Source organism: Streptomyces laculatispora (assembly GCF_017353455.1).
Classification (GTDB): domain Bacteria; phylum Actinomycetota; class Actinomycetes; order Streptomycetales; family Streptomycetaceae; genus Streptomyces; species Streptomyces laculatispora.
The window spans coordinates 1-11,956 of record NZ_JAFMPZ010000188.1 but is presented as its reverse complement, the minus strand read 5'-3'; the positions used below and the strand labels follow the sequence as shown (position 1 = coordinate 11,956).

Here is an 11,956-nt window from a genome sequence, read left to right as displayed (position 1 = left end):
TGCGCATCTCCCGCTCCACCATGTCCGCCCGTGACGCCCTGTGGCTGGCCGTCGAACACGACGGCGCCGTCGGCCACGGCGAGGCCGTCACCAGCGCCTTCTACCGGCTCGACACCGAGACGCTGGAGCGGCTCCTCACCGCCGTCGGCAGGGACCTCGGCCGCTTCGCCGATCCCGAGAGCGCCCTGGAGGCGCTGTGGGCGGCCGAGCCGGCCGGTGACGGCGCCCCCCCGGCCGTGACCGCCGCCACCGAGGCCGCGCTGCTCGACCTCGTCGGCAAACGGGCGGGCAGCCCCGTCCACCGTCTGCTCGGCGCCGGGCGCCCTCCGCTCGCGGCCACCGCCCGCACCATCGGCATCACCTCCCTCACCCACGCGGCGGCTCAGGCCCGCCGTCTGGCGTCGAGCGGATTCGAGGTCATCAAGGTCAAGGCGGGCAGCGCCGACCCGGAGGACGACGTGGAGCGCGTACGCGTCATCCGCGACATCGCTCCCCGGGCCCGGATCCTGCTGGACCCCAACGGCGCCTGGACGACGGCGCAGGCCGAGGCGCTGCTGCCCCGGTTCGCCGACCTCGGCGTCGAGGCCGTCGAACAACCCCTCGCGCCCGGCGACCCCGAGGCGCTGGGCGCACTGGCGGAGCGCTCACCACTGCCGGTCATCGCCGACGAGGACGCCGTCGGCCTGGAGGACGTGCACCGCCTGGCCGGACGCGTCCAGGGCGTCAACGTCAAGCTCGCCAAGTGCGGTGGGGTGCGTGCCGCCCTGCGCATCGCCGAGGCGATCGACGGCAGCGGCACGGAGCTGATGCTGGGCTGCCTCACCGCCAGCAGCCTGGGCCTCGCGCCTGCCGTGCACCTGGCCGGCAGGGCCCGCTGGACCGACCTCGACGGACACCTGCTGCTCGCCCGCGACCCGTGGACCGGCATCGGCGGCGAGGACGGCATCGTACGCACAAGCGGCCTTCCCGGCCTGGGAGTTCAGGAGGTGGTGCCGTATGAGGACGTGGCGTGAGATGCGCGGTTCCCCGCTCGCGGTCCAGCCCTGCTGGTCAACCATCTCGGCGTCGAAACGGCTTCCGTCTCCTCATCCCTGCCTCGCCCGCCGAAGTCGGCCGCCGACATGCCCTGGTTCTCGCCGGGGTGCGCACCCGCCTCACGCGGGAGTCGGCCGAGCGCAGGGCCGAGGCGTCCGCCCTGTTCGATGTGTTCGCCACCACCGGCGCTCTGGCGGGACCACTGCTGGGCGGCGGTCGCTGGGACGGCAGGAGCGCTGGGATGCTCACTGATCGCCGTGGTTGCGCTCCGCGCCGACGCAGGAGGATTCGACGGCACAGAGCGAAGGGCTGTCGCCGGGCCGTGACACATGCCACCTACACGTATCCGCCTCGGGTGTTTGCCGCCACATCGGCGGGTAGGGGCACAGCGATCGCAGCAGGCGGCATTCCAGCGGATACTGGACAAAACAGCAGACCAAGGAGGGATTGATGTCCTCGAAGCGACGTCGCAAGAAGAAGGCCCGCCGCAAGAACGGCGCAAACCACGGCAAGCGCCCCCAGACCTGAGGACCCGCCGACGCATCCAGGGTGGCACGGGCCACCCCGGATGTGCTTTCCGGCGCCGTGCGCCGTCCCGCCACACGGGTTCCGGCGGGACGCCCGGCTCGGTACGCGGCGTATGCGCGAGAAGGTTCAAAGCGAAGCAACTCTGGTCGCCCTCCCCCGGGGTCCGGACCTTTGGGTGTGGGCCGAAGCGTGCAGAGCGGGCAGCCGGGGACGGCTCTCTCCTGCCGGACATCACCCGGACGCTGCTCGGGCCGTCCGTCGGTCATGAACTGACTGTGGCGGCCGGCGGCGTCCACCGGCGGGTGCGGGGCACCGTGCTGGAGATGCCGTACTCCTTCTTGAGCTGCTCCGGGATGGCGTAGTGCATGACACGTCCGCGGGTGAGGGAGGACAGCTCGAGGACGGAGGTGAGGTGACCGAGGCGGTCCAGCGCCCAGGCGCCGAGCGGGGAGCGGTCCTCGATGGTCTCCAGCACGCCGAGGAGATGGGGCAGGGTCTTGACGACGGTGCCCCACGGGGTGCGGGGCACCGCGAGCCAGTCGGCGCAGGTGTCTCCGACGAGGTAGCGGATGAGAGCGGAGACGATCGGATCGAGAAGGGTCCCGGGCACCACCTCCTCGTAGAGCTCAATGAGCTGCCCGGTCAGGAGCGCGCCCTCCTCGGAAGGCCCCATGTGCCGGACCATGTACAGATCGAGATACTGGCGGGCCTCGTCCAGGGTCTCGGGGACGGCGTCCTGGTCGACGCCGAGCATGGCGCCGACAACACGCCAGGCGTAGTAGTAGGCTTCCGCGCCCGCCACCGACATGTGGATGCCCAGCCGGTGCAGGCTGTCCAGCACGAGCATCGAGAAGAACATCTGCCCGCCGATCATGTCCTCCTGACAGATCGGAGTTCCGAGCACCTCGGTGTCCCACCGGTTCTCGCGTGTGAGGTGATGACGGATGGAGGCGTGCAGGAGGCGTACCTTCTGGGCTGCCGGGATGAAGCGGCCGCCGGCCTCGAAGGCGTCGGGCTGCATCAGGTAGACGGTGAACTGCCCGGTCTCCGCCATCCGTTTGGAGGGGTACTTCAGCCCGTGCGTGGCCGACAGCAGCTTCGCCACATGGGGGACGACATAGCAGGCGGGCATGGAGGCGAAGGACAGTGCGGTGGAGATGTGCACGTTGTTGTCGATGAAGAACAGCCGGGCCTTCTCCATCTCCTCCCAGTCCACCCAGGCCGGTGGGACACGGGTGGCCTCCAGGTACTCGCGCGCGACGTCGGGCAGCCCGTCCGGCAGAGGAGCACCGGCGGTGGAGACGTAGCGCATCAAGGTGTTGAACGTGCCCACCTCCCCGCGTTCGAAGAGTGCGGCGACGGTGGCGTCGGCGAGTTCGTCACCGCCCTGGCGCAGGACGTCCATCGATGCCTCGGTGTAGGTCATGGCAGGGTTCCTTGCTTTCCACGAGATCGTCCACGACCGGCGGGAGCGCCGGTGGCGGAGGGAGGCACGGGCTTTGCGCCCCGGTGCGAGCGTCAGGACAGGCGGAGCGCCGCAGAGTGCGTCAGTGCGGTCAGGGCGGCGACGGCGTGCGTCGGCACATCGAACTCGTTCAGGGCATCGAGCGCTTCCTCGACCCGTGCGTTGATCATGTCCTCGATGCGGGCGGGCGCCCTGAGCCCGCGCATCACCTCGCGGACCGCCTCCAACTCCGCTGCGCCCGGGTTGCGTCGGCCCATGAGGGCACGCAGCCGCTTCCGCTCGTCGTCGTCGGCGAGGCGCCAGGTCTCTGCCAGCAAGGCCGTGGGCCGGTGTCCGCGCACGTCGTCGGCGCCGGCCTTGCCGGTCAGCTCCGGGTCTCCGAACAGGCCGAGCAGGTCGTCCCGCAGCTGGAACGCCTCGCCCAGCGGCAGTCCGTACGCGCTGTAGCCCTCGCGCAGCCGCGTCCCGGCCCCTGCCAGGGCCCCGCCGATGAGCAGGGGCTGCTCGACGGTGTACTTGGCTGTCTTGTAGCGGATCACCTTCAGCGACGCCGCGGTGTCCGGACCGGCTCCGGTACGGAGGATCTCCAGGCACTCGCCCGCGATCAGCTCGCGGGCCATCACCGACCACAACGGGCGGGCCCGGGCCAGATACGCGGCGGGCAGACCGCTGGTGGTGAAGAGCTGCCCGGCCAGCGCCATCAGGAGGTCTCCCACCAGCATCGCCAGCGACCTGGCCGCGGCGTCGGCGCGCGGGCGACGGCGTACGGCACCGCGCAGGGCGATGTGCGCGGTGGGCCGCCCGTGCCGCATCGGGCTGTCGTCGATGAGGTCGTCGTGCACGACCGCAGCGGCATGCACCAGCTCCAGGGAGGCCGCCGCCCGCACCAGCGCGTCGTTGTCCGGCTGCCCCACCGCCCGCCAGCCCCAGTAGCAGAAAGCCGCACGCAGCCGCTTTCCGTCCGCGACCACTGCCTCCAGTTGCCCGGCGACCGGGTCCAGGAGCGGATCGATCGCCGCGAACCGGTCCGCCTCCTCGGCGACGAAGCGGTGCAGGATCTCGTCGACGCGGGTTTTGAACGCGGCCGGCTCCCACTGGTCGGACGTCATCGTCCGGCCTGCCGAGCCAGGGCCCGCCGGGCCAGAATCTCCAGGTGCGCCGGGGGAACGGCCGTGTACCGGTCCAGCACCAGACGTCCGCGCGCCGTGAGGTCGCGCTCGGCCTCCGCAGCCAGCTCCGCGGCATCCGAGCGGCGCAGCAGTCCCCGCACCGTCCCCAGGGCAGAACCCAGCGTGCTCACGGCCAGATCGGTCAGCCCTGCCATCAGCAGTACCGCCTGCCCGTCCAGGCCCTTCCACCGGTCCGTTTCCCGCGCCATCCCGTGTCCCCCACCCCGTGCACATCCAGGCGGCGCCGGTCGCGCGCCGTCCTTGCGAGCATCGCGCCGTACCCGGCCCGAGGGCGGAACAACTCACGATCGAGTGATCACATCGTTCGACCGTACGGATCACATTCCTGTGCCGAGCGCACTCTGCGCCGAAGGTCTCCAGCCGCTTGGAGCCGGAGGACACCGGCGTGGCAAGGCGCCCGGCGCGCAGCCGCCGGAGGCCACCACCAGCTCCGCAACGCCGCCCGCAGGACTCATCACACCCGCGCAACCTCAACCGCTCGATGCGGCAGGCGCGTTCGACGGCCCGCGACGGCTTCAGGGGATCCCTTGCGTGCTGCGAGGCCGAGCGTCCCTCGCCACGCGCGCGGCGCACTCGCACCGATGCGGCCGCGCCGCGTGGGCGGCCGGATGAGCCGCCGAGGTGTCCGCACGGCGAGGAAGGCTGCCGGTGCCGCCGGGGTCAGCCCGACTTCGGCGGCTTCTGCGCGTCGAAGGCGAAGAGAGTGTTCTTGGCCGCGGCCACGACGACCGCACGCCCGGCAACGGTCACGCGCGGGCTTGCGCCCTCCTCGCCGGTCAGACCATCGGCCTGCGGGTCTGTTGTCCACAGGGGTTTGCCGTCGTGCGGCGCCAGCGCGACCACCCGGCCGGTGGCCGAGCTGAAATACAGCGCGCCGGCTCCCGCGACGGGACCCGACGCGCCCTCCACGCCCGTCTGCCGCGACCACTTCTTCCGGCCGGTCGCGGGGTCGAGCGCTGTGACGAGACCGGTCTGCCTGCTCACGTAGACGGTGCCGCCCGCCATGCCGGGCGTGCCCGCGTATGTCTCGGCCAGTCGGGAGTACGTGGCCTTCCGCGAGGCCGGGTCGACCCGCGCCACCCCGTCGTAGCCGGCCAGCGCCGTTCCCTCCATGTGCCCCTGAAGGAGGACGAGCCTGCCGTTGGCGAAGCCCATCGGCACGGCGGGGCCGTCAACCGCGATGGGCCTGCCCAGTGTCCCCGAGGAGCGGTCGACCGTGTACAGGGTGGGGTGGCGCACCTCCAGGGCATCCACCTCCCTATTCGTCGCGCACATCGCGAAGAGCCGCCAGCCCTCCGAGACGGGAGCGCACTGGGTACCCGCGGGGAACGGCGTCGTCCAGATGACGTCACCGCTGTGCGCGTCCCGGGCCTCGAAGCGGGAGTTGTAGGCGTCGACCGTCACGACGGCGGAGCCGACCACGACGGCGTCCTGGGTCCGGCCCGTGACGGCCGTCGACTGGGCGCCGGAGGGCACGGACCACAGCTCACGGCCACTGTTCGCGTCGATGGCCACCACCTCGCTGGGCGGGTCCTGCGGGGCATCCTGGGCGGCGAAGCGGTATCCGAGCACCGTGTCGGCGGTGGCGCCCACCAGGTGCATGCCCTGGACGGGGACGCCCGGGCTCTTCGCCGTCCACACCCGCGAGCCGTCCAGGGCCCTGATGCGGGTCGCCACAACACTGCCGCCCCCGCAGAACAGCGCGTCGCCGCGCGCGACGCAACGCAGCTCGTCGGGGATGTCCTCGCGACCACCCTGCACGGTCTTGCGCCACGGCTCGAAGCCGTGCGGGAGGGCGGCACCCGGCGCCGCAACGCTGTTGTCCTTGTCGCCCTCGCTGTTCCCGCCGAGCCCGCCGGCCTTCAGCGCGGCGGCTCCCCCGCCGATCGCCGCCACCGCGACCGCCGCGGCCGCGAGCACAGGACGCCATCGGCGGCGCAGACGGCGGCCGATGGGGGTGCCGGTGTTCCCCGTGTCGGAGCCGGCCGGGGCAGTCGGCGCCGGGGTGGCACGCGTTCCCAAGTGATGCTGGGTGATCATGTCGCGGGTGCGGCCCGCGCCGGCCCCGTTCGCGTCGGTCCCACCGAGGTCGGCGGGCAGGTCCCGCAGCAGCACGAGGAGTTCGTCCGCCGAGGGGCGCCCCTCGGGCTCCTTGTCCAGGCACGACTCGACGACCGCGCGCAGAGCCGCCGGCACGGCACCCAGCGACGGCTCCTCGTGGACCACCTGATAGGCCGTCATGTAGGGACTGTCCGCGTCGAAGGGCCCTCGGCCCGTCGCTGAGTACACCAGCAGCGTCCCCAGCGAGAACACATCGGACCGCGGCCCCACACCACGCGGCGCCTGCAACTGCTCCGGCGACATGAAGGGCGGCGTACCGATGACCCGCCCTGTCATCGTCAGCGTCTGCTGGTCCGTGGCGCGCGAAATGCCGAAGTCGATGACGCGCGGCCCCTCGGGCGAGAGCACGACGTTCGAGGGCTTGAGGTCACGGTGGACGACCCCCACCCGGTGGATGTCGCGCAGCGCCTCGGCCAGCCCGATGGCGAGCCTCCTCAGCTCCGCCCCGTTCAGCGGTCCCTTCGCGGCGATGCGCTGGGCGAGGGTGTGTCCCTCGATATAGGTCGTCGCCATCCACGGCTGCTCGGCCTCGGGGGCAGCGTCGACCACGGCGGCGGTGAACGCGCCGCTCACCCGCCTCGCCGCCGCCACCTCCTGCCGGAAACGGATGCGGAACTCGTCGTCCCCCGCGAACTGCTGGTGGATCAGCTTGATCGCGACGGGCCGCCCCGAACTCGTACGGGCCAGAAAGACCGTGCCCATGCCACCCGAGCCGAGCCGCGCCTCAAGCGGATAGCCGCCGATCTCCGCTGGATCACCTCCGCGCAGCGACACTCTTCCCGACCTCCCGTCCCCCGTGCACTCGCGCCGCCACGGGCCTGCGTACCTGTCCTGCACACAAACTAGCGGCAGGGCAGTACGCCAGGGCAAAGCGGGTGACGAAAGAACCTGCCGGACACCCTCGCCCGCCATGCGGCAGCGACGCGCGCCGCGCGTCCGTCACGGCCGGACTCCCCCTCCCCAGTCCCACCGGAGCGACCGGCCGGCCCATGAAGCCCAACCGCACCTGACGGTTCACATTGCCGACAATTGTGCCGTCCGGCCTCCGTGAGGACAATTTCAGCCCAAGGATGGCGGCACGCTCCAGTCCGGTGCCGTGGCCTCACTTCACGGGACAGCCGCGGCGGCTGAGCCAGTCCCCCGGTCGGGAGCAGGGCGCCCTGGCGGGCCTGAACGGCCAGGGGGCCAGGAGACCGCGCGGCCGTGACAGCAGCCGCTCCCCCGCACACCCCGCGGCGTATGCTTACGCCGGTCGGAGGAGGAGGCGCCATGGGGCGGATGCCGTCGGCGCAGCGGCGCAGGCAACTGGTCGAGGCTGCGATCCGGGTGATGGCCCGCGACGGTGTCGCGAAGACCACGACGCGGTCCGTCGTGGCGGAGGCGGGGGTCTCGCTGAGCGTTTTCCACTACTGCTTCGACTCCAAGAAGGAGTTGCTCGAAGCGGTGGTGGACGCCATCTCCGAACACTCCGAGTCGGACGTCCTCACCACGCTCATCCGCAGGCCCACCCTGCGCGAGACGGTCCGCGCCGGGCTCCAGGCGTACTGGGATCATGTGCTGGCCAATCCCGGCGAGCACATGCTGACGTACGAACTCACCCAGTACGCCCTGCGGGAGCCCGGCTACGAGCATCTCGCCCGGCGGCAGTACGAGGGCTATCTCGCGGCACACACCAAAGTGATCCGGCAACTCCCCTCGGTCCTCGGCGTGGAGCTGACGGTGCCCGAGCCCGAGGCCGTCAGGTATCTGGCCGCGCTGACCGACGGGCTCACCCTGAACTTCCTCGTGCTGGGTGACGAGGAGAAGGCGGGCGCCGTGCTGGACATCGTCGCGGACCAGATCCTGACGTTGGTGCGGGAGTAGCTCAGCGGCTGTACACCGCTGCCTCGTTGATCGAGTAGCCGTACTTGGTGGCCCGCGTCACGCCGTGGATACGGACGTACCGCGCCTGCACCGGGCTGAACACCGCGTTGTCCAGGCCTCCGTCCCCGCCGTCCGTGGACCACACGGTCCGCCACGTGGTCCCGTCGTCCGAGACCTCGATCCGGTAGGCCCGCGCATAGGCCTGTTCCCAGTCCAGGAAGACCTTGCCGACCGTACGGGAACTGCCCAGATCGAGCCGCAGCCACTGGTCGTCCGACCAGCCGCTCGCCCATCTGGTGCTGGTGTCGCCGTCCACGGCCTTCCCGGCGGCGTAGCTGGTGATCGGGTTCCACTCCGTGGCGCCGGCGCTCGCCGCGGCGCCGGCGGCGAGGTTGGGCGCGGGCTTGTGGAGTTCGGTCGCCTTCCAGGTGCGGAGGTAGGACTCCGCGCCGCCGAGTAGGTCCTGCACCGTGTCCTTGCCGCCACTGAGCCGGATCTGCTCGATCCAGTCGGGCACCATGCCGACATGGGCCGCACCGTCGGTGTTGAAGTCCCACGTGCGTTCGCCGGTTTGCTGACGGTCGATGACGGAGCCGCCGTCGGCGCTGCGGAAGGGGTACTTGACCGCGTTGGGGGCGTCGGGCCCGACCGGTCCCGGCCAGCCGCCGACGCCGTTCATGTCGGTGCCGTAGCCGAGTCCGACGCCGTACTTCTGGCGCAGCGCCCTGGTGGCGGCGGACTCCTTGTCGAAGCTGTCGGCGCTGGACATGTACGAGGCCTTGAAGCCGCCGAGGCGGTAGACGCGCTCCAGCCAGCCGTCGTCCATCCAGCTGTGGCTGGAGAGCACGCCGGGGTAGTTCGCCGATTCCACCAGGTCCAGGGTGCGGGCGGCCGCCTTGACGCTCATGTGGTCGGCCTCGACCATCATGTTGCGCTTCATCAGCCCCTTGACCGCGTACTCGCCGAGGCGGGTCAGCCCCCGGGTGTTGCACTGCGCGCCGCTGTCGTACGCGGGCACCTTGACGCCGGCGGGTAGCAGCTTGGTCACCTCGGCCGGGGCGGCCACGTTACGGGCGGGGTTGTCGTGCTGCGGACCGCTGCACTTCTCCGTCTTCCAGAAGGTGCCGGTGGAGAGGAACTGGCCGATGTTCACGGCCGTTCCGATGGTGCCGGAGTCCATCCGCACCCCGCACAGGGCGTTGTCGAACTTGTGGCACAGGAACATGCTGCGCACACCCAGCTTGTACAGCTCGTCCAGACCGCTGTCGATGTCGGCCTGGCTGCACTGGGGGGCGTCGAGGATCTGCTGGCAGCCGAAGGGCTCCGAGGTCTCGACGCCGAGCACCACGGCGAGCTTGCCCTCCGCGACGACCTGGCGGGCCTGGGTGGAGTCGGTGACGATACGGAAGAAGCCCTTGCCCGTTCCGCCGTAGATCTTGTCGATGTAGTCCTGCATCTCGTAGGTCTTACGGGCTTCGAGACGGATGGCGTCCATCTCGTTGCAGCCGCGGTCCCTGACGTAGATCGAGCACAACAGGCCGTTGGTGACCAGGTCGTTGACCAGGATCCGCTGGCCGCCGCGCCAGGCCCGCTCCAGCCAGGCGTAGTAGTTCTGCTGGTGGCTGAGGGAGTTGTGGGCGGGCCAGGACTTGAACGTCGGCCAGCCCACCGGGTCGTGGTGCCCGTTCGAACCGCCGGTGACGTTCTCGAAGAGGGCGAGCGAGCCGTCGGGATAGTGCTCGGGGCAGTCCTTGAGGGCGTCGGCGACACCCGCTTCGGAGAACGGCTTGCCGCAGATTATGCGGCCGCCGAAGCCCTCGTTGGACATCACGTGATTGTGCGCGTCGATGAAGCCACTGACCCGGCCCTGGCTGTCAGTGCCGTGGAAGGGTTCGCCGGTGACGTTGATCTGTGAATCGGCGGCGGGCCGCGCCGTGGGCTCCCACCAGGGGGCGCCGGCGCCGACGGCGGACGGGGAGCCCACGCCGAGAGCCAGCAGGAGGGTGACGACAACGGCAAACAGTCCGCGTCTGCGGAGAAGGGTCATCCGGGCTACCTTCACTGTCCGGGATGGGCACGCGCTAACTTACTCGCGCGTAGGTCTCGTTGAGAATGGCGCGCACCTGACAAACAGTCAAGAGTCCGGGACAGGCGACCTATTTGATGCCTCGTCAGCTCCGTTGACTGAAAAGACCCTCTCGACTGAGCCGAGCGGTTGGTCGGACGGGCCCGGCTTGAGGGCCTGAATCCGGTCGGGGAGAAAGGCCTGCTCAAGGGGCGGTTCTGGCGGGCGCGCCGGAGGCCGGGATGACGGAGTCGATCGCATGGCCCGGGGGAGGTGATGCCACCGGCACCCCGGCGCTTGCCCGCAGTGATGTGGAGAAGGCGTCTCTTCAGTTGATGCGGGGACCGCGGGCCGCGGCCCTGAGCGAATCGGGTGGGCTACCTCGGGCTGATCGTGACCCTGTAGGTGGCTCCGGCCCTGCCGTGCGTGCTCACGGCGACGGTCTGTCCGTGGTCGCCCCAACTTGCCCGGCCGCCTTGGACATCGACGCGATATCCGGCTGGGTAGGTGTCCCTGGGCACGGTGATCCGGGTGGGCCCCTCCGCGTTGTCGCGGGTGCGGAAGGTGAGCGAGTAGGTGCGCGCAGCCGGGTCGTACGCGAACGTGAGCGGGTCGCCCGCGACGGCCCGCGCGTACGGCTGGACGAGCAGCTGGGCGTTGGGCTTCGCGGCGCCTGTCTGGTCGAGGAAGCAGTAGCTGCCGCCCCGGCACCACACCCACCACGTCCAGCCACTGGAGAAGCGGTCCAGGGAGGCCGTCATGTCGGTGACGAACTGCCTCCCGTGCGGAACGTCGGGGTTGCCGCCCCACTCCCCGACGATCACCGGCATGCGGTTACGGGTCGGGTAGTCGCTGATCGCGGCCTCGTAGGCGGGGACGAAGGTGCCGTTGGGGTCGTAGTCGGCACCGGTTTCCATCGCGGTCTCGTAGAAGTGCGGCGCGTAGCCGGCGTGCGGATCGTCGATGTGGCCCAGCCGGGTGGGGACGCCGAGACCGACGATGACGGTTGGTTCGACGAATACCCACGACCTGTGGTCGACCATGCGGATCGCCTTGGCAAGCCGGTTCCACATCTCGGTGAGCTCGGTGGCCTCGAAGCGGCCCGCGGCGGCGGGGAGGTCTTCGCCCTCGAGGAACTTCGCGAACGGCTCATTCATCAGGTCGTAGCCGAGCAGTGCCGGGTGCCTGCCCAGGGCGGAGGCGACCGTCATCCACATGCGAGCGTGCGCGGCGCGGAGGTCGGCGTCCTTGTACAGGTGGTCAAAGGCGGTCTGTACCGACGGCTCGAAGTACTGGGAGAACCAGTCCTCGGGTATCGGCGTGTACGGCAGCCCCTCGTCGCGGGTGGCCCAGTCGGGGACGCCGCGGGAGCCGAAGTGGGGTCCGTATACGTCCTGGTGGGCGTCGAGGATGACCTTGATGTGGTAGCGGTTGGCCCAGTCGAGGATGCGGCGCATCTTGGTGAGGTAGCTGCGGTCGTAGTGTCCGGGGGTGGGTTCGAGGTCGTCCCAGAAGAACGCGAGGCGCGCGAGGTTGAAGCCCCGGTCGGCCATGCCCTTGAGGTCGCTCTCGTGGATGCCGGCGAACGCGCTGGCGCCGCGGCTGCTCTTGTCGGCGAGGTTGAAACCGCGCCACTGGAGCGCGCGGCCCTGGCCGTCGGCGATGAAGGTGCGGTCACCGACCGTGACC

The 11,956-nt window shown here is 70.7% G+C and carries 9 protein-coding genes; 3 read left to right on the top strand and 6 right to left on the bottom strand.

What is annotated here, in order from left to right:
* Both J1C73_RS11065 and J1C73_RS35955 read left to right on the top strand, forming a co-directional pair.
* Positions 1-1,013, top strand: a 1,013-nt coding sequence (locus J1C73_RS11065; RefSeq protein WP_207316204.1) for a dipeptide epimerase, incomplete at its 5' end; no start/stop codon positions are given.
* A 472-nt stretch (positions 1,014-1,485) separates the two neighbouring features.
* Positions 1,486-1,563 (top strand): 50S ribosomal protein bL37, encoded by a 78-nt coding sequence (locus J1C73_RS35955; RefSeq protein ID WP_370375332.1) that lies wholly within the window; start codon positions 1,486-1,488, stop codon positions 1,561-1,563.
* 262 nt (positions 1,564-1,825) lie between these two features.
* Here J1C73_RS35955 and J1C73_RS11060 read toward each other — a convergent pair whose 3' ends face one another.
* The 4 genes from J1C73_RS11060 to J1C73_RS11045 all read right to left on the bottom strand — a co-directional run bounded on the left by J1C73_RS11060 (position 1,826) and on the right by J1C73_RS11045 (position 7,113).
* Entirely contained in the window at positions 1,826-2,989 is a 1,164-nt protein-coding gene (locus J1C73_RS11060; protein WP_207316203.1) for an oxygenase MpaB family protein, read from the bottom strand.
* A gap of 92 nt (positions 2,990-3,081) precedes the next feature.
* A complete protein-coding gene (locus tag J1C73_RS11055) occupies positions 3,082-4,137 on the bottom strand; it encodes a polyprenyl synthetase family protein (RefSeq protein WP_207316202.1) in 1,056 nt (351 codons plus the stop codon).
* Positions 4,134-4,406 carry a polyprenyl synthetase gene (locus tag J1C73_RS11050; protein WP_207316201.1) on the bottom strand — a complete coding sequence of 91 codons (273 nt, stop codon included), beginning with the start codon at positions 4,404-4,406 and terminating at the stop codon, positions 4,134-4,136. The genes J1C73_RS11055 and J1C73_RS11050 overlap by 4 nt, the downstream gene beginning before the upstream one ends.
* Positions 4,407-4,878: 472 nt before the next feature.
* Positions 4,879-7,113 carry a serine/threonine-protein kinase gene (locus J1C73_RS11045; RefSeq protein ID WP_207316200.1) on the bottom strand — a complete coding sequence of 745 codons (2,235 nt, stop codon included), beginning with the start codon at positions 7,111-7,113 and terminating at the stop codon, positions 4,879-4,881.
* Positions 7,114-7,608: 495 nt separating this feature from the next.
* Here J1C73_RS11045 and J1C73_RS11040 point away from each other — a divergent pair, with 495 nt between their 5' ends.
* Positions 7,609-8,202: a TetR/AcrR family transcriptional regulator gene (locus J1C73_RS11040; RefSeq protein ID WP_123467697.1), complete on the top strand. Its 594-nt coding sequence runs from the start codon at positions 7,609-7,611 to the stop codon at positions 8,200-8,202.
* A 1-nt stretch (position 8,203) separates the two neighbouring features.
* Here the strand turns inward: J1C73_RS11040 and J1C73_RS11035 are convergent, their stop codons facing one another.
* Both J1C73_RS11035 and J1C73_RS11030 read right to left on the bottom strand, forming a co-directional pair.
* Positions 8,204-10,249, bottom strand: coding sequence for a galactose-binding domain-containing protein (locus J1C73_RS11035; RefSeq protein WP_207316199.1), 2,046 nt, complete (start codon positions 10,247-10,249; stop codon positions 8,204-8,206).
* A gap of 395 nt (positions 10,250-10,644) precedes the next feature.
* Positions 10,645-11,956 (bottom strand): cellulase family glycosylhydrolase (locus J1C73_RS11030; protein WP_207316198.1); only part of this gene is annotated, 1,312 nt, incomplete at its 5' end.